General features: G+C 63.9%; 16 protein-coding genes. 13 read left to right on the top strand and 3 right to left on the bottom strand.

From position 1 onward, the window contains the following. Positions 1-52: 52 nt before the first annotated feature. The 4 genes from BTM36_RS17180 to dld all read left to right on the top strand — a co-directional run bounded on the left by BTM36_RS17180 (position 53) and on the right by dld (position 5522). The gene (locus BTM36_RS17180; protein ID WP_077237210.1) at positions 53-1132 is read left to right on the top strand and encodes a sugar ABC transporter substrate-binding protein; all 1080 of its coding nucleotides are present in this window, start codon (positions 53-55) and stop codon (positions 1130-1132) included. Positions 1133-1211: 79 nt separating this feature from the next. Then, positions 1212-2732 (top strand): sugar ABC transporter ATP-binding protein, encoded by a 1521-nt coding sequence (locus tag BTM36_RS17185; RefSeq protein ID WP_077237211.1) that lies wholly within the window; start codon positions 1212-1214, stop codon positions 2730-2732. Between the two features lie 40 nt (positions 2733-2772). Beyond that, entirely contained in the window at positions 2773-3807 is a 1035-nt protein-coding gene (locus BTM36_RS17190; protein WP_077237212.1) for an ABC transporter permease, read from the top strand. An 8-nt stretch (positions 3808-3815) separates the two neighbouring features. Beyond that, positions 3816-5522 carry a D-lactate dehydrogenase gene (gene dld, locus BTM36_RS17195; protein WP_174616867.1) on the top strand — a complete coding sequence of 569 codons (1707 nt, stop codon included), beginning with the start codon at positions 3816-3818 and terminating at the stop codon, positions 5520-5522. A 16-nt stretch (positions 5523-5538) separates the two neighbouring features. On the opposite strand, the gene prpF is transcribed toward dld, so the two are convergent. From prpF to BTM36_RS17210, 3 genes are all read right to left on the bottom strand, one after another. Then, positions 5539-6729, bottom strand: coding sequence for a 2-methylaconitate cis-trans isomerase PrpF (gene prpF / locus BTM36_RS17200; protein ID WP_077237213.1), 1191 nt, complete (start codon positions 6727-6729; stop codon positions 5539-5541). Then, entirely contained in the window at positions 6726-9347 is a 2622-nt protein-coding gene (acnD, locus tag BTM36_RS17205) for a Fe/S-dependent 2-methylisocitrate dehydratase AcnD (protein WP_077237214.1), read from the bottom strand. The genes prpF and acnD overlap by 4 nt, the downstream gene beginning before the upstream one ends. Positions 9348-9420: 73 nt before the next feature. Next, on the bottom strand, positions 9421-10143 hold the full coding sequence (locus tag BTM36_RS17210; RefSeq protein ID WP_006464854.1) for a GntR family transcriptional regulator: 723 nt from the start codon (positions 10141-10143) through the stop codon (positions 9421-9423). A 262-nt stretch (positions 10144-10405) separates the two neighbouring features. Between BTM36_RS17210 and BTM36_RS17215 the strand changes: the two genes are divergently transcribed. The 9 genes from BTM36_RS17215 (at position 10406) to nhaA (ending at position 18740) form a co-directional block, all read left to right on the top strand. Beyond that, entirely contained in the window at positions 10406-11143 is a 738-nt protein-coding gene (locus BTM36_RS17215; protein ID WP_039876652.1) for an IclR family transcriptional regulator, read from the top strand. 119 nt (positions 11144-11262) lie between these two features. Further along, complete coding sequence (locus BTM36_RS17220; protein ID WP_039876649.1) at positions 11263-12018, top strand: glutamine ABC transporter substrate-binding protein; 756 nt, start codon at positions 11263-11265, stop codon at positions 12016-12018. Positions 12019-12212: 194 nt separating this feature from the next. Next, on the top strand, positions 12213-12878 hold the full coding sequence (locus BTM36_RS17225; protein ID WP_006464851.1) for an amino acid ABC transporter permease: 666 nt from the start codon (positions 12213-12215) through the stop codon (positions 12876-12878). After that, the gene (locus BTM36_RS17230; RefSeq protein ID WP_077237215.1) at positions 12878-13651 is read left to right on the top strand and encodes an amino acid ABC transporter ATP-binding protein; all 774 of its coding nucleotides are present in this window, start codon (positions 12878-12880) and stop codon (positions 13649-13651) included. Before BTM36_RS17225 ends, BTM36_RS17230 begins: the two co-directional genes overlap by 1 nt. Next, positions 13641-14303 (top strand): HutD family protein, encoded by a 663-nt coding sequence (locus tag BTM36_RS17235; RefSeq protein ID WP_077237216.1) that lies wholly within the window; start codon positions 13641-13643, stop codon positions 14301-14303. The genes BTM36_RS17230 and BTM36_RS17235 overlap by 11 nt, the downstream gene beginning before the upstream one ends. Before the next feature lie 98 nt (positions 14304-14401). Beyond that, positions 14402-15835 (top strand): formimidoylglutamate deiminase, encoded by a 1434-nt coding sequence (locus BTM36_RS17240; RefSeq protein WP_077237217.1) that lies wholly within the window; start codon positions 14402-14404, stop codon positions 15833-15835. A gap of 10 nt (positions 15836-15845) precedes the next feature. Beyond that, on the top strand, positions 15846-16646 hold the full coding sequence (hutG, locus tag BTM36_RS17245) for an N-formylglutamate deformylase (RefSeq protein WP_006464847.1): 801 nt from the start codon (positions 15846-15848) through the stop codon (positions 16644-16646). Positions 16647-16899: 253 nt separating this feature from the next. Then, positions 16900-17337, top strand: a complete 438-nt coding sequence (locus tag BTM36_RS17250) for a universal stress protein (RefSeq protein WP_006464846.1) — start codon at positions 16900-16902, stop codon at positions 17335-17337. Between the two features lie 218 nt (positions 17338-17555). Continuing rightward, positions 17556-18740, top strand: a complete 1185-nt coding sequence (gene nhaA / locus BTM36_RS17255; protein ID WP_077237218.1) for a Na+/H+ antiporter NhaA — start codon at positions 17556-17558, stop codon at positions 18738-18740. Positions 18741-18761: the final 21 nt, after the last annotated feature.

The raw sequence follows: 18761 nt of genomic DNA on the forward strand, positions 1-18761 counted from the left end.
GTCGCTTGCATCATTTTTATAGCAAAACTATATAAATCATTTGGAGGTAGACATGAAGCACAATCACCCATCCACCCGTCGCCAGATCGTCCTGGGCAGCCTGGCACTGGGCGCCATGGCCACCACGCGCTGGGCGTCGGCGCAGCAGAAACTGCTGATCCCGTTCAGCAACAAGAGCCTGGACTATTACTTCTTCGTGATCGAGGAGGCGGCCGTGAAGCGCGCCGTCGAAGCCAACCAGGGCAGCTTCCAGGCCACCAATGCCAGCTTCGACAACACCCGCCAGCTGGAGCAATGGCAATCGCTGATGCTCTCGCGGCCGGCGGCGCTGGTGTCGGACCCGATCGACAGCCAGGCCATCGTCAGTGCGCTGCGCCGCTACAACCAGCAGAAGATCCCGGTGGCCATTATCGATACCCCGGCCGAAAGCGGCAACGTCGCCATCACCGTCAGTTTCGACAACCGCCTGGGCGGCGTCATGGCTGCCAGGGAAATCATCAACCGTCTGATCAAGAAGCACGGCAGCCCCAAGGGCAAGGTCCTCAACTGCTACGGCGCGCTGGCCAGCGTGGCCTGGCGCCAGCGCAAGGAGGGCATGGATGCCGAGTTCGCCAAGTATCCCGGCATCACCTACATTGCCCGACCCACCGAAGGCAAGCTGGACCAGATGCTGTCCGTCACCCTGGCCACGCTGTCCGAACATCCTGACCTGGACGCCGTGCACGCGCCCAGCGATTCGCCGGCACGCGGCATCGCCACCGCCCTGCAGCAGAAGAACCGCTGGAAGAAGGTTGATGAAAAGGACCACGTCATCTTCGTCACCATCGATGGCGAGCCGGTGGCGCTGCGCTGGATACAGGATGGCTACATGGACGCCTGCGTTTCGCAGGACCCGATCGCCTATGGCGAGGTGGCGGTGGAAATGCTGGTCAAGTATTCCATCCCCGGCAAGGAAGTCCCCATCGGGCCGTACGAGAACAAGAAATACTTCTGGGAGAAGGGCCAGATCGTCAAGGGCCAGACCGGTCCCACGCTGATCATTCCACCCTTCGTGATCGACCGCAGCAATGCCGCCGACCAGCGGCACTGGGGTTACGTGGCCGAGAAGGTCTGGGGCATCGCCTATACGTGATGACCTGATGGCCAGATGGCCTGCCGGCCGATGAGCCAATAGCGGCCAATAGCGGATCACCACACGCCAAGGAGGCGCCATGACGACTCAAGCAGCCCACCGTGCATCGGCACAGGCCCACCCGGACCTGGCCCTGCGCGTGGAAAACATCAGCAAGCGCTATGGCGCCTTCCATGCACTGCGTTCCATCAACCTGGGCATCCGCCGTGGCAGCATCCACGGCCTGCTCGGCGAAAACGGTGCCGGCAAGAGCACGCTGGTGGGCATCATTTCCGGCCAGCGCGCTCCCAGCGAAGGCCGCATCTTCCTGAACGGCGAGGAAATCCAGGGTGCCGACGTCAAGCGCATGGAAGCCGCCGGCGTCTTCCTGGTACCGCAGGAACCGATGATCATCGAGCACATGTCGGTGATGGAAAACCTGATGCTGGGCCTCTGGCCGGCCTCACGCGGTTTCATCGCCTGGCGCCGCATGCGCGAGAACGCCACGCGCATGCTGGCCGGCACCGGTATCGAGGCCGACCGCCTGGCCGGTAGCCTGGATGCCGTCGCCCGTCGCAAGCTCAATATCCTGCGGGCCATGTTTTCTGGCGGCAGCGTCATCATCCTGGATGAGCCGACGGCCTCACTCACGGTGCCGGACCGTCTGCAGCTGTTCGACTTCATGCGCCAGCTGCGCGCATCCGGCGTGACCTTTCTCTTCATTTCCCACTTCAACGATGAAATCCTCGACATCTGCGACGCCGTCACCGTACTGCGCGATGGCGAACTGGTGGCCAACTGCGAGGAGGTGGGCAGCCTGAATTCTTCCCGGCTTTCGGAGTTCGTCCTCGGGCGCGAACTGGACCTGTTCCAGCGCGATCGCAGTCTATCCCCCAAGGGCGAGGAAGGCATCCGCCTGAGCGGCGTGCGGGGAGAGCGGTTGGACGTGGCGCAGCTGGACATCCGCGCCGGCGAGATCGTCGGTTTCACCGGCTTGCCAGGGGAGGGGGCCAAGGAGCTGGCGCGCAGCCTGTTCGGCCTGGCAGCGCTGCAGGCCGGGCAGATCGCCTTTGCACGCGAGGCGACGGCCCGCGTGCCGCAGACGCCTGATCAGGCCTTCGCCATGGGGATCGCCTATCTTTCTGACGACCGCCGTCGCGACGGTGTGGTGGGGCATCTGTCGATCCGAGAAAACATCGCGCTGTCTTCACTGCGCCAGCGCATCCGGCGCGGCCTGGTGGATCGTGGACAGGAGCAGCAGGTCTGTTCCTCCTACTTCACCCGCATGGGCATCAAGGCCGGTAGCGCAGACGAGGCCGTCAATACCCTCAGCGGCGGCAACCAGCAAAAGGTCTGCCTGGGCCGCGTGCTGGCGACCATGCCGCGCCTGCTGATCCTGGATGAGCCGACCCGTGGCATCGACGTGGGCGTCAAGCAGGACGTCCTGCGCATCCTCGATCAGCTGAGCCGGGCCGGCGTGAGCGTGATCATCGTCTCCACCGATGTCGATGAACTGGCCCGGGCAGCGGACCGCGTCTGCATCTTCCAGCGCGGGCGTATCGCCCACGTGGTCGAGGGCGACGACATCAGTACCGACAGGCTGCGCCAGCTTTCGCAATGAGCGCCGCCTGGAACAGACCATGACAAAAGGAGACACCCGCATGACAAGCGCAACAGAAATCGGCGCCACGCAGTCCGCCAGCGGACAACCTGGCCCACAAGGCAGGCCACAGGGCAGTTCATCACACCGGCCCCGCCAGGTACTGGGCTGGGTACTGCGCAATGTGGTCTGGATCTGGCTGGTGGCCCTGGTGCTGGGCTTCGGCCTGTTCAGCCAGTTCTTCCTCAGCGTGATGAACCTGCAGAACATCTTGGTGCAGGCCACCGTGCTGGGCCTGCTGGCGCTGGCAGTGGCCCTGCCGTTGCTGGTGGGCGAGATCGATCTGTCGCTGCCGGCCAACCTGGGCTTTTCCTCGGCCATCGGCGCCTGGCTGTATGCCAGCGTCGGCGGGCCGTGGTGGATCACCATGCTGGCCGGCGTGGCGGTGGCCACCCTGATCGGCTGGTTCAACGGCCTGTGCATCACCCGACTGCGCATGGTCTCGCTGATCCAGACACTGTCCATGATGATCGTGCTGCAGGGCGCCTTGCTGGCGCTGACCCAGGGCAAGACCATCACCAACCTCGACGATGGCTACATCTGGATCGGATCGGCCACCCTGGGCGGCTGGCCGATCATGCCGGTGATCTTCGTGCTGGCCTTGCTGGCGATGTCGGTGCTGCTGCGCCGCACCGTGCTGGGCCGCTCCATCTACGCCGTGGGCGGCAATGCGCTGGCCTCGCATGCGGCCGGCATCCGGGTGCACCGGATCAAGATCATCTGCTACGCACTGGCCGGTTTCCTGGCGGGGGTTGCCGGTTATCTGCTGGCATCCTGGCAGATCGCCATCACCTCCAACCAGGGCGCGAGCTATCTGCTGTATGCGATCGCCGCCCCCATCATCGGCGGGGTGAGCGTATTTGGCGGGCGTGGCAGCGTACTGGGCATCCTCGGTGGCGTGCTGTTGCTGACGGTGATCCAGGTCGGCCTGGCCATCACCAACGTGCCCTCGTTCTATGTCGGCATGATTGGCGGGGTGATGATCTTCATCGCCGTTGCCATCGATGCCATCCGCGTGCGCTTCTTCGTCCAGTGAGCCCGACGATGGAAGCCTTGATCCGCAGTCTGCAGGACATCGTGGGCCCGCCCCACGTGCTGACCAGCGCCTCCGCCAAGCGCCGCTATTGCCGGGGCTATCGCTATGGCCAGGGCGACGCGGCTGCCGTGGTGCGCCCTGGCAGCCTGCGCCAGATGTGGCAGGTGCTGCAGGCCTGTCATGCGGCCGATACCATCGTCATCTGCCAGGCGGCCAACACCGGCCTGACGGGCGGCTCCAGTCCTGCCGAAGCAGGCTATGACCGGCCCGTGATCGTGCTCAACACCTTGCGCCTGCGTCGGCTGGAACTGCTGGCACAGGGACAGCAGGTGCTGACCCAGCCCGGCGTCACGCTGGACCAGCTGGAACGGACCCTGAAGCCGCTTGGGCGGGAGCCGCATTCAGTGATCGGATCAAGCTGCATGGGCGCCTCCGTCACCGGCGGCATCTGCAACAACTCCGGTGGCTCGCTGATACGCCGTGGTCCGGCCTACACCCAGTTGGCGCTGTATGCGCAGGTGGATAGCGACGGTCAACTGCGTCTGGTCAATCATCTGGGGCTGGAATTGGGAGAGACACCGGAAGAAATCCTCGACCGCCTGGACAGCGGCCAGTTGCCCAATACCGACGGTGGTGGCGTTGGCGCTGCTGCCGACTGCGACTGCGGTGGTCGCCATGCGTCCGATCATGAGTATGCCCAGCATGTGCGCGATGTCGACGCCGCCACGCCAGCCCGCTACAACGCCGACCCGCGCCGCCTCTATGAGGCCTCAGGCTCGGCCGGCCACGTGGTGGTATTCGCCCTGCGGCTGGACACCTTTGCGGCCGATGCCTCGTCCACCGTGTTCTACATCGGCAGCAACGACGCCGCCGAACTGGAAGACATCCGGCGCGGACTGTTGCAACAGTCGCCGCATCTGCCGATTGCCGGCGAATACATGCATCGTTCTGCCTTCGAGGCCAGCGAGCGCTACGGCAAGGACCTGTTCCTCTTCATCCATCACTTCGGCACGGAACGTCTGATGCAGGCCTTCGCCATGAAGAGCCGGGTCGACGCCTGGCTGGAGCGGCTGGGCCTGCGCCCCGGCTGCAGTGATCGCCTGCTGCAGCGGCTCTCCAGATGGTTGCCGCGACATTTGCCTGCGCGGCTGACGCAATATCGGGATCGTTACCAGCATCACCTGCTGCTGAAGATGAGCGAAGACGGCGCAGACTTTGCGCGGGGCTTCCTGCAGGCGCGCATGCCATCGGCGACGGGGGATTTCTTTGAATGTGATGCCGCCGAGGGCAGGGCGGCCTTCCTCAACCGCTTCGTGGTGGGCGCCGCCATCGTGCGCTATCGCGCCGTCCATGCGCAGGAAGTGGAAGACATCGTGGCGCTGGATATCGCGCTACCGCGCAATACCCGCGACTGGTTCGAGCAATTGCCGCCCGCGATCGCCGGGAAGATCCGCTTCACCATGTATTGCGGCCACTTTTTTTGCCACGTGATGCACCAGGAATACCTGGTCCGGAAGGGGGAAGACTGCGAGCAGGTCAAATCAGCCATCCTGGCCCTGCTCGACGCCAAGGGCGCCAAATACCCGGCCGAACATAACGTCGGCCATCAATACCGGGCCGAACACGCACTGGAAGATTTCTATCGCAGGCTCGACCCGACCAACAGCTTCAACCCAGGTATCGGCAAGACCTCGCGCCTGAAGCACTGGCGCTAGACGAGCGGTTGCCGGGTCAGAAAGCGTCCCCCGGCACCCGCACCCAACCTTCCATCAGCACTCGGGCACTGCGGCTCATGATGGCCTTGGTGACCACCCACTGGCCGTCTTCCAGCCTGGCCTCGGCACCCACGCGCAAGGTGCCGGAGGGGTGGCCGAAGCGCACGCTGGTGCGTTCGCCACCACCGGCGGCCAGGTTGACCAATGTCCCGGGAATGGCCGCAGCCGTGCCGATGGCCACCGCTGCGGTTCCCATCATGGCGTGGTGCAGCTTGCCCATGGACATGGCGCGCACCAGGACGTCGGTATCCTGCACGCCCACCGTCTTGCCGCTGGAGGAGACATATTCCTTGGGCTTGGCCACGAAGGCCACCTTGGGCGTGTGCTGGCGGGTGGCGGCTTCTTCTACCTTGGTGATCAAGCCCATGCGGATGGCGCCATGCGCGCGGATGGTCTCGAAACGGGCCAGTGCGGCCGGGTCGCTGTTGATGGCGTCCTGCAGCTCGGTGCCGGTGTAGCCGATCTCTTCCGCATTGAGGAAGATGGTCGGAATGCCGGCATTGATCATGGTGGCCTGGAAGCTGCCCACGCCGGGCACGTCCAGCGTATCGACGACGTTCCCGGTGGGGAACATGGCACCGCCGGCACCTTCTTCCTCGGCCGCCGGGTCCATGAATTCGAGTTGCACTTCGGCGGCCGGGAAGGTCACGCCGTCCAGTTCGAAGTCACCGGTTTCCTGCACCTGGCCGCCCCGGATCGGGACATGCGCCACGATGGTCTTGCCGATATTGGCTTGCCAGATGGTGATGACGGCCACGCCATCCTGCGGCAGCTTGGAGGGATCGACCAGGCCGGCGGCAATGGCAAACGGCCCGACTGCCGCCGACAGGTTGCCGCAATTGCCGCTCCAGTCCACGAAATCCTTGTCGATGGAGACCTGGCCGAACAGGTAGTCGACGTCATGGCCGGGACGGCTGCTGCGCGAGATGATGACCGTCTTGCTGGTGCTGGAGGTAGCGCCGCCCATGCCATCGATCTGCTTGCCATAGGGATCGGGGCTGCCGATGACGCGCTGGAGCAGCTTGTCACGGGCGCGACCCGGTACGCGGGCGGCTTCGGGCAGGTCGTCCAGCTTGAAGAAGACGCCCTTGCTGGTGCCGCCACGCAGGTAGGTGGCGGGGATACGGATCTGGGGGACTTGGCTCATGCTTGTTCCTTTGCGTTCTGGCCGGCACTGGCGGAGGCTTCCAGGAAGTCCTGGGCGAAGCGTTGCAGCACGCCGCCGGCTTCATAGATCGAGACTTCTTCGGCGGTATCGAGACGGCAGGTCACCGGCACTTCGACGCGTTCGCCGTTCTTGCGATGGATAACCAGGGTCAGGTCCGCGCGCGGGCGGCGCTGGCCGATGACGTCATAGGTTTCGGTACCGTCGATGGCATAGGTGTTGCGATTCTCGCCGGCCTTGAACTCCAGCGGCAGCACGCCCATGCCGATCAGATTGGTGCGGTGGATGCGTTCGAAGCCCTCGGCCACGATGGCTTCCACACCGGCCAGGCGCACGCCCTTGGCGGCCCAGTCGCGCGAAGAACCCTGGCCATAGTCGGCGCCGGCGATGATGATCAGCGGCTGCTTGCGTTCCATGTAGGCTTCGATGGTTTCCCACATGCGCATGACTTTGCCTTCCGGCTCCAGGCGCGCCAGCGAACCTTGCTGTACGCTGCCATCGGCTTTCTTCACCATCTCGTTGAACAGCTTGGGATTGGCGAAGGTGGCGCGCTGTGCGGTCAGGTGGTCGCCACGGTGGGTGGCGTAGGAATTGAAGTCTTCTTCCGGCAGGCCCATTTTGGCGAGGTATTCGCCGGCGGCGCTATCGAGCAGGATGGCGTTGGAGGGTGAGAGGTGGTCGGTGGTGATGTTGTCACCCAGCACGGCCAGGGGGCGCATGCCCGAGAGCGTGCGCTCGCCGGCCAGCGCGCCTTCCCAGTAGGGCGGACGGCGGATGTAGGTGCTCTGCGCGCGCCAGTTGTACAGCGGGCTGACCGACTGGCTGCGATCCACGCGGGCCGAAAACATCGGCGTGTAGACATTGCGGAACTGCTGTGGCTTGACGGCGCTGGCGACCACGGCGTCGATCTCCTCGTCGCTGGGCCAGATGTCCTTGAGACGGATCTCGCGGCCGTCAGCCGACTTGCCCAGCACATCCTGCTCGATGTCGAAGCGGATGGTGCCGGCAATGGCATAGGCCACCACCAGCGGCGGCGAGGCCAGGAATGCCTGTTTGGCATAGGGGTGGATGCGGCCGTCGAAGTTGCGGTTGCCGGACAGCACGGCAGTGCTATAGAGGTCGCGGTCGATGATTTCCTGCTGGATCTTGGGATCGAGCGCACCGGACATGCCGTTGCAGGTGGTGCAGGCGAAGGCCACGATGCCGAAGCCCAGTTTCTCCAGGTCGGCAGTCAGGCCGGCTTCGTCCAGGTACAGTTCGACCGCCTTGGAACCAGGCGCCAGCGAGCTCTTGACCCAGGGCTTGCGCGTCAGTCCCAGACGATTGGCGTTACGTGCCAGCAGGCCGGCGGCGATCACGTTGCGCGGATTGCTGGTGTTGGTGCAGCTGGTGATGGCGGCGATGATGACGGCGCCGTCGGGCATCTTGCCCGGTTCGTTCTCGACCTTGCCGGCGATGCCTTGAGCTGCCAGCTCGGAGACCGGCAGGCGCTTGTGCGGATTGCTGGGGCCGGCCAGGGTGCGCACCACGGTCGAGAGGTCGAAGTGCAGCACGCGCTCGTACTCGGCCTTGGCCAGGGTGTCGGACCACAGGCCGGCTTCCTTGGCATAGGTTTCCACCAGCTTGACCTGCTCGTCTTCACGACCGGTCAGCTTGAGATAGTCGATGGTCTGCTGGTCGATGGAGAACATGGCGGCAGTGGCGCCATATTCCGGGGCCATGTTGGAGATGGTGGCGCGGTCGCCCAGGGTCAGGCTGGCAGCGCCATCGCCATAGAATTCCAGATAGGCGCCCACCACCTTCTGCTTGCGCAGGAATTCGGTCAGCGAGAGCACGATGTCAGTGGCGGTAATGCCAGGCTGGCGCCGGCCGGTCAGCTCCACACCGATGATGTCGGGCAGGCGCATCCAGGAGGCGCGGCCCAGCATGACGTTCTCGGCTTCCAGGCCGCCCACGCCGATGGCGATGACGCCCAGGGCATCCACGTGCGGGGTATGGCTGTCGGTGCCGACCAGGGTGTCGGGGAAGGCTACGCCGTCCTTGGCGTGGATCACCGGCGACATCTTCTCCAGATTGATCTGGTGCATGATGCCGTTGCCGGGCGGGATCACGTCCACATTCTCGAAGGCCAGCTTGGTCCAGTCGATGAAGTGGAAACGGTCTTCATTGCGGCGATCCTCGATGGCACGGTTCTTCTCGAAAGCCTGCGGGTCGTCGCCGCCACATTCCACCGCCAGCGAATGGTCCACGATCAATTGCACCGGCACCACCGGGTTGACCTTGGCCGGATCGCCACCCATGTCGGCAATCGCATCGCGCAGGCCGGCCAGGTCCACCAGCGCGGTCTGGCCCAGGATGTCATGGCACACCACGCGGGCCGGGAACCAGGGGAAGTCCAGTTCGCGCTTGCGCTCGATGAGCTGACGCAGCGAATCGGTGAGGGTGGCGGGGTCGCAGCGGCGCACCAGGTTCTCGGCCAGCACGCGGGAAGTGTAGGGCAGTCCCTCCCAGGCGCCGGCGCGGATGGCCTCCACCGCAGCACGGGCGTCGAAGTAATCCAGGCGGGTGCCGGGCAGTGGCTTGCGGTATTGGGTATTCATGGCAGTTGGCTCGTGTCTCGTTGATGGAATTGGAATGATTGTGGGTTGGGCTGTTTCGTGGCGATGACTGCGCTCAGGCCTGATCGCGCCTGCTGTTCGCGCTGCCGCTCTCCCTTTGCGCGATCTGTTGTTCGATGTTGCGACGGGAGGCGCCGATGTGGCGCCGCATGAGCAGGTCGGCCAGTTCGCCGTCGCCATCGGCCAGGGCATCGAGAATGCGGTGGTGTTCGGCAAAGGCCTGGCGCGGGCGGTTGGGGGCGGCGGAATACTGGATGCGGTACATGCGGGCCAGCTGGTACAGCTCGCCGCAGAGGATGCGGGTCAGGATCTGGTTACCGCTGGCCTGGATGATCTTGTAATGGAAGTCGTAGTCGCCTTCCTGCTGGTAATAGCCGCGCCCGGCCTGGAAGGCTTCATCCTTCTCGTGGGTTTCCAGCACCCGGCGCAGTTCGTCGAGTTCGGCGCGGCTCATGCGTTGGGCGGCCAGGCGGCAGGCCATGCCTTCCAGGGATTCGCGGATCTGGAACAGTTCCACCAGCCCTTCCAGCGTCAGCGAGACCACCCGGGCCCCCACATGCGGAACCCGGACCAGCAGGTTCTGGCCTTCCAGCCGGTGGATGGCTTCGCGTAATGGTCCGCGGCTGATGCCATAGGTGCGGGCCAGTTCGGGTTCGGAAATCTTGCTGCCGGGCGCGATTTCGCCCTGCACGATGGCGCTCTGGATCTTGCGGAAAACGTGTTCGGACAGTGTTTCTCCTTCACGTTCGGCACTGGGCAACGCAATCAGCTCGCTCATCTCATTTTTACCGTGTCGACAATCCAAGGGATTTGATGCGGTTAATCATAGCACTTTGATTAAAAAAGGGAAGAAGTGTCGACACCATAACAATTTAAGCACTAGGCAGTTAAAAAATAGCATGAGGAAATTTTCGTTACAGGTGAGAAAATTCACCCGCCGCTTGGGAATACATGAAATGTCCTTCGAAATTTTTTCAAATTTTTTCCCTATATGCGGGAATCGTTCACCTAGAGTGAGAATTTAACCTTATATTTCCGTCATGGACTCTCCACAAACCTCTACCATTGTTGACCGCGTACTCCACGTCCTCGCCGGCGTGGCTCGTGCCGGCAAGCCCGTGAGCGCCAAGCAGATTGCTGCGATGGTGCAACAGCCGGTCAGTACCGTCTATCGCCACCTGGCCTCGCTGAAGAAGTGGGGATTGCTGCAGGAGCATATGAACTCGGGCACCTTCGAGCCTGGTCCGACCGGCGTGCAACTGGCCTGGGGCTTCGACCAGAATTCCAACCTGATCAGCCAGAGCCGGGAAGAGATCATCTCCCTGGTCCAGCGCAGCGGTGAGAGCGTGGGCCTGCTGGTGCCGATCAATGGCCAGATGGTGTGCATCGCCATGGAAGAAAGCGACCAGCCGCTGCGCTGTTCCTTCACCAAGGGCCGGGCGCATCCGCTGCTCAAGGGCGCTTCGGCCAAGAGCCTGCTGGCCTTCATGCCGCGCAAGCTGCAACAGAAACTGGTGGCCGACCAGCTCGTGGACAAGCCGGAAGAGGTCGCCGCGCTGGAAGCCCAGCTCGATGAAATCCGTCGCCGCGGCTACTGCATCAGCGAGAGCGAAGTCGACCTGGGCGTGTGGGGTGTCTCCGTTCCCATCATGACCTCCAATGGCCGTCTGGAAGGCACCATCACCCTGATGGCACCGGCGCTGCGCGTGGGCAATCGCGAGCAGGAACTGGTGCGCATGACGGTGGAAGCGGCACAGCGCATCTGTAATCGTTTTTGAACCTGCCCGGTCGCGCCGTCCTAGGGGCGTGACGGGCGGAATGCCCCAGGGATTTTGCAGTCCATCGCGCCGGAATACTCCGGCGTCCAGTCCATGTTGTCGTTTCTATTGAGGAACTCATGATGAAGATTTCCAAGCTTCTTTGCGCCTTCACCGCCAGCATTGCCATGCTGACTGCCGTCATGCCGGCCGCCCACGCCGCCGACAACGTGATCCGTGTAGGCACCGACGCCACCTTCCCGCCAATGGAATTCGTCAAGGACGGCAAGCGCACCGGCTTCGACATCGAACTCATCGAAGCCCTGGCCAAGACCATGGGCAAGAAGGTCCAGTGGGTCGATATCGATTTCAAGGGCCTCATTCCCGGCCTGATCTCCAACCGTTTCGACATCGCCGCATCGGCCATCTACATGACCGACGAGCGCCGCAAGGTGGTCAACTTCAGCGATCCCTACTACCGTGGCGGCCTGGCCGTGCTGGTGCGTCGTGACGACACCAGCATCAAGGTGCCGGACGACCTGAACAAGGGCAAGCGCGTCTCGGTCCAGGTGGGCACCAAGTCGGTCAGCTACCTGAAGGACAACTACCCGGGCGTGGAGCGCGTGGAAGTGGAAAAGAACCAGGCCATGTTCGACCTGCTGGCCACCGGCCGCGTCAATGCGGTGGTGACCGGCCGTCCCGCGGCGGTGGAATATGCCCGTACCCAGCCGCTGGTACGTGTGCTGGACAAGGGCCTGACCACCGAGCTCTATGGTTACGCCATGCGCAAGGGCGATACCGAGCTGGCCGAGCAACTCAACAAGGCCCTGCAGACCCTGCGCGTCAATGGCACCTATACCGCATTGACCGACAAGTGGTTCGGCAAGGCCGAGTAACCTACGCTTCAAGCACCGGCTTGGGCCGGGGTAGCGGCCGGCGTGAGCCGGTGAGGCCGACGGCCGCTGCCTTACGTGCATACTTTCCTGCATTTTTTCACGCAGTTTCACGCATCTTCCTTCCTTGAGACCGCACAAGGCCCGGCCCGTTGACGATCCGACCGGGAACGGGACCTCTTTTGCCGGAGCACTTCATGAATCTGGATTTTTCAGGCGTCTGGGATAGTTGGCCGGCGCTCTTTCACGGCACCCTGGTCACGGTTGAAATCACCGCCGCCTCGCTGGTGCTGGGCTGTGTACTGGGCCTGCTGGTGGGCCTGGGTCGTCTCAATCCGCAGCGCCGCTTCATCTATGGCATCTGTACCGTCTACCTGACCCTGGTCCGGGGTACACCGCTGCTGGTACAGCTGTTCCTGTGGTTCTTCGGGCTGCCGCACCTGGGCCTGCTGCTGCCGGCCTATGTCTGCGGCATTCTCGGGCTGGGCATCTATAGCGGGGCCTATGTCTCCGAGATCGTGCGCGGTTCCATCCAGTCCATCGAGCGCGGCCAGATGGAAGCGGCCCGCTCGCTGGGCCTGCCTTACCGCATGGCCATGCGCCGGGTGATCCTGCCGCAGGCCTTCGTGCGCATGATCCCGCCGCTGGGCAATGAATTCATCGCGCTGATCAAGAATTCGGCGCTGGTGTCGCTGCTGACCATCGCCGACCTGATGCACGAGGGCGAGAAGATCATCAGCGTGACCTACCGGTCGCTGGAGACCTATCTGGCCATCGCCGTCATCTATCTGGTTCTTACCAGCGCCACCACCCTGGTGTTGCGCCGGATCGAAAAAGTATTGCGTTCGGAAGGGAGGGTCTGATGTCGCAGCCCATCGTCGAAATCAAGGGATTGCAGAAATCCTTTGGCAGTCATGTCGTCCTCAAGAACATCGACTTTTCAGTCCAGCCCAGCCAGGTGGTGGTCATCATCGGCCCCAGTGGCAGTGGCAAGAGTACCTTCCTGCGCTGCCTGAACGGCCTGGAGACCGCCGAAGGCGGCACCGTGGTGGTCAGCGGCCATCCGGTGGTGGAGGGCGGTCGGATGATGCCCGAAACCAAGCTCGACGCCTTGCGCGCCGAAGTGGGCATGGTGTTCCAGTCCTTCAACCTGTTCCCCCACCTGAGCGTGCTGGACAACATCACACTGGCCCCCACCTGCCTGCGCGGCGTCCCGCGCAAGGAGGCACAGGAGAAGGGCCTGCGGCTGTTGAAGAAGGTCGGCCTGGAACACAAGGCCAAGGATTTCCCCGGCACGCTGTCCGGTGGCCAGAAGCAGCGCGTGGCGATCGCCCGTGCCCTGGCCATGGACCCCAAGGTCATGCTGTTCGACGAACCGACCTCGGCGCTTGACCCGGAGCTGGTCGGCGAAGTGCTGCAGGTGATGAAGGACCTGGCGGCCGAAGGCATGACCATGCTCATCGTCACCCATGAAATGGGCTTTGCCCGCGAAGTGGCCGATGTGGTGGTGGTGATGGATCACGGCAGCATCGTCGAATCCGGCCCGCCGTCGGCCATCTTCACTGCGCCGCGCGAAGCCCGTACCCGCAGCTTCCTGCAGACCATGCTGGCACGCGAGGTCGCCCATGGCGCTTGATCTGAGCCAGGCACAGGCCCCGGCCCGCGCGCAAAAACCGGCCAGCCCCATCCAGTTCGTGGGCGAACTGGGCCGCATCACTGCCGTCCCCTGGAAGAATGAGGGCGGGCAGACGCGTGAGCTCTGCGTGGAGCCACCGCAGTCGGATTTCGCCGGTTTCCTGTGGCGGGTCAGCGTGGCCGACGTGGGTGCCGATGGTGCGTTCTCGACCTTTAATGGCATCGACCGCACCATCGTCTTGCTCGAAGGGGGTGGCTTTGGCATGTATACCGACGGAGCGCACGTCCACGATCTGGCAGAATGCTTCGTACCGCATGAGTTCCCGGGTGAACAGGCCATCAATGTCCAGCTGCATGGCGCGCCGACGCTGGACTTCAACCTGATGGTCCGGCGCGAACGTGCAAGCGGCAAGGTGGTGGTCTTGCGCGAGCAGAATTCCCGCTGCCTGCCGGCTGATACCGCATTGCTGTATGTAGCGCGTGGCGCGGCCTGCCTGTCGGACGAAAGCGGTCTGCAGCAAGCCCTGCGTTGCGGTGAATTCGCCCGCCTGCGTGACGGTCACGGCACGCGCCAGCCGGATCTGCTGTGCACGCCCGGCAGCGTGGTGCTGGCGGTCTGCATCCGCCTCACCCCTGAAGGAACGCAGAGCTAGTCCTTCGAGTGCCGGCATGGTCATCTTCCACCCGCCCCAAGCGGTATGGCCTTGCCCGGCATCCATTTTCAAGAAACGTCAATAATAAAGGTGAGCACATGGCATCGCCTCGCGAACTAGACCCACAACACCTCACTCCCTCTGCCGGCGGCACGATATTCTGCCCACTGGCCCTGCTGCCGGAAGGCTGGCGCCGCGATGTCATGCTGCGCTGGGACGAGACCGGCGCGCTCATCGAAGCCCGCCCCGACCAGGCCCCCGGGCAAGCTGCTGTCGCCAGAGGCCCGGTGATCGCCGGCATGCCCAATCTGCACTCGCATGCCTTCCAGCGCGCCATGGCCGGGCTGACCGAAGTCATGGGCAGCCCCTCCGACTCCTTCTGGAGCTGGCGCAAGCTGATGTACCGCTTCGCCCAGCGCCTGCAACCGGAACATCTGGAAGCCATCGCCCGCCATCTCTACATCGAGATGCTCAAGGCAGGCTATACCTCGGTCTGTGAATTCCATTACCTGCATCACGCCCCCGGCGGCGCGGCCTATGCCGATCCGGCCGAACTGGGGCTGCGGGTGATGCAGGCGGCCGGCGATGTCGGCATCGGCATGACCTTGCTGCCGGTGCTGTACCAGTACGGCGGCTTCGGCAGCCAGCCGACCTCGGCCGAGCAGGCGCGCTTCATCGGCACGGCGCAGAGCCTGCTGGCCCTGCGCGAACGTCTGCTGCACGCCTTGCCGGAAAACCCCATGCGCCGCTATGGCGTGGCGCCGCATTCGCTGCGGGCAGTATCGCCGGCAGGACTGGAGGAGCTGGTCAGCGGCTTGCAGCACCAGTCCGGCGGACAGGATGCCCCGGTGCATATTCATATCGCCGAACAGGAACGTGAAGTCCAGGACTGCCTGGCCTGGTGCGGCCAACGACCGGTGCAGTTGCTGCACTCGCTGCAGGCCATCGACGCACGCTGGTGCCTGGTGCATGCCACCCACATGGATGCTGCCGAATACCAGGCCGTCGCCGCCAGCGGTGCCGTCGTGGGGCTATGCCCGACGACCGAAGCCAATCTGGGCGACGGTATCATCGATGCGGCCCGCCTGCTGGAGTCCAATACGCGCTGGGGTATCGGCTCGGACAGCAATATCGCCATCAACCTGCGCTCCGAACTGCGCCTGCTGGAGTATGGGCAGCGCCTGCACCATCGCCGCCGCAACGTGCTGGCTTCCGAAGCCGAGCCCATCGTCGGCGAGCGCCTGTATGCCCGTGCCGTGGCGGGTGGTGCCGCTGCCAGCGGACGCCCTGTGGCGGGGCTGGCCGTGGGCCAGCGTGCCGATTTCATCGTCCTCGACGGCGAGGACATCAACCTGGCCGACCGTAGCCCGGAGCAACTGCTGTCGGCGCTGGTCTTCTGCGAACATGACGGCCAGCCCATCCGCGATGTCTACGTCGGCGGCCGCCAGGTGGTCGCGGCCGGTCATCATGCGCTGGAAGACAGCGCCCGTCGCGCCTATCGCAGCGCCGTTGCCGAACTATTGAAGGACTGAGGAAGAAACCATGTCGAACGATATCTACCAGTTGCATCAGGGCAGCACCCCCTTGCTGATTTCCATGCCGCACGTCGGCACGCAATTGCCGCAGGACCTGCAATCGTCCTTCAGCGAGACCGGCCTGCAGGTCGACGATACCGACTGGCACATCGCCGAGCTCTATGACTTCGCCAGTACCCTGGGCGTTTCGGTGCTGCGACCTTTCCACTCGCGCTACACCATCGACCTGAACCGCCCGGCCGATGGGCAGAGCCTGTATCCGGGGCAGAACACCACGGGCCTGTGCCCCTTGACCACCTTCGACAACGTCGCCCTGTATCGTCCCGGCTGCGAGCCGGATGAGGCCGAGATCGCGCGCCGCCTGCAGATCTACTGGCATCCCTATCATGCCGCCCTGCAGGGCGAACTGGCGCGGCTCAAGGCCATCCACGGATACGCCTTGCTATGGGATGCGCATTCGATCCGTTCGCTCATCCCGCACCTGTTCGAGGGCGAACTGCCGGTCTTCAATTTCGGCAACGCCAGTGGTGCGGCCTGCGCGCCGGGCCTGGGCGAAGATCTACTGGCGCTGGCGCAGCAACTGGCGCCGCACTATCCGGCGGTGCTCAATGGCCGCTTCAAGGGCGGCTATATCACGCGCCACTACGGACAGCCGGCGCAGCAGGTCCACGCCATGCAGCTGGAACTGGCCCAGCGCAGCTACATGCAGGAAGAGGCCCCGTACGCCCTGGATGACACCCTGGCCGGCCAGCTCAAGCCGGTGCTGCAGCGACTGGTAGAGCGCTTCCTGGCATTTCGTCCGACATAGACGAGCCCCCTGGATGCCAGCGGACGGCCTGCCATTGCGCAGGCCGTTTTTGCATCCGCAGCTCCCGGGCAGGGCGCCATTTGATCCAGCGCAAATGCGCACAGGACGGACCTGGCGAGCCCGTGGCGCTTGATGCATGTCAAGTCGCTTCAGATGGCGCGGCCTTAGTATGCAGTCATACGAGCTCGACGCAATACGCAAGGCGAAATGCACAACGAGTCCGACGCCATTCCTGTCACCCCCTGAGGTCATCATGTTCAAGAATATACTGCTGGCAACCGATGGTTCCCGTCTGTGTAACGAGTCCGTGAAGGCGGCCATCGCACTGGCGAAAAGCTGCGGCAGCAATCTGGTGGGGCTGTCGGTGGCCGGCAATCTGCGAGCACTGTCCATCCCCGAAGTCAGCGTAGGCGTGGACGTGGCCCGTACCGACGAAGCCGGCCGCGCACGTGCCATGGCCAGCGTGGAAATGATCACTGAAATGGCGCGCGAGCAGGGCGTTCCCTGCTCGGTGCAGGTGGCCCAGGGCGGCCGCCCCTACGAAGAAATCATGCGCGTGGCCGAACGCGAACACTGCGACGCCATCTTCATGGCCTCCAAGGCGCGTTCGACGCTGGGCCGGCTGCTCATGGGCAGCCAGACGCAGAAGCTGCTGGCACGCAGCAAGGTGCCAGTCCTGGTGTTCCGTTGATCCATCAAGGCGCGTCCCTGTAGCGGGGCGTACCGTATAAGGTTTGTGGTGTGGAGGGTCGGGCCGTTCCTGTGGAGAGGGACGGCCCTTTTTTTGTTCATTTTGTTTGTTCCTGATGTATCGGTGGGAGCCGTCCCCGCCATCGTCAAGACTTGGAGAATGGGCGCTGCCTTGTTACAGTCTGGCCTGGTTCATGAAACGACAACAAGGAGCAGCCATTGGCCCACACCCCTCACCAATCCCAGGGCGGTAACGCCTTTACCCGATTCTTCGCGCATGAGGCGGCCGGTGGCATCGTGCTCGCCATTGCCGCCGTACTGGCGCTGCTGGTCAGCAACAGTGGCTGGCGTCAGGCCTACGAGTCCTTTACGCGCATCCAGGGCACGGTCGATATCGGTGGACTGGTGGTCTTGTCCAAGCCCTTGCTGCTGTGGGTCAATGATTTGTGGATGGCGGTGTTCTTCTTCCTGGTCGGGCTGGAGATCAAGCGCGAATTCGTGGAAGGCGAACTGGCCTCGCGCAAGAAGGCCATCCTGCCCGCCGCCGCAGCCCTGGGCGGCATGGTCGTGCCGGCCGCGATCTATGCCCTGATCAATCTCGGCGACCCGGTCGCCTTGCGCGGCTGGGCCATCCCGGCCGCCACCGATATCGCCTTTGCCATCGGCATCGTCATGCTGCTGGGCTCACGGGTACCGACTTCGCTCAAGGTGTTCCTGACGGCCGTGGCCATCATCGACGATCTGGGCGCCATCGTCGTCATCGCCCTGTTCTATACCGACAACCTCTCACTGGGCATGCTGGCCGGCGCCGGCGTGGGCACGCTGGTGCTGTTGCTGCTCAATCGCAGCGGCGTGCGCCGCGCCGACGTCTATCTGCTGGTGGGCCTGGTGATCTGGGTCTGCGTACTCAAGTCTGGCATCCATGCCACGCTGGCCGGGGTAGTGACGGCGCTGGCCATTCCCATGCGCGATGCCGACGAGCAGCCGCTGGCCGGCGCACTGGAACACGGGCTACACCCTTGGGTGGCGTTCCTGGTGTTGCCGATGTTCGCCTTTGCCAATGCCGGCGTTTCGCTGCAGGGGATGTCGCTGGGCAGCCTGTTCGAGCCGATTCCACTGGGGATTGCTGCCGGCCTTGTGCTGGGCAAGACCATCGGCGTCTTCGGTGCCGCCTGGCTGATGGTGCGCAGCGGACTGGCCGATGCACCGGCCGGCGCCAGCACGCGCCAGTTCATCGGCGTGTGCATGCTGTGCGGGATCGGTTTCACCATGAGCCTGTTCATCGGCGGCCTGGCCTTCCAGGGCCTGGGCGCCGATTTCGAAGCCAAGCTCAAGCTCGGCGTGTTGGGCGGCTCCATGCTGGCGGGCCTGTGCGGAACGCTGGTGTTGTGGCGCAAGATATAAGCAGCGTGAACATCAGGCCAT

This window comes from Herbaspirillum sp. VT-16-41 (assembly GCF_001994935.1).
GTDB lineage: Bacteria > Pseudomonadota > Gammaproteobacteria > Burkholderiales > Burkholderiaceae_D > Herbaspirillum > Herbaspirillum frisingense.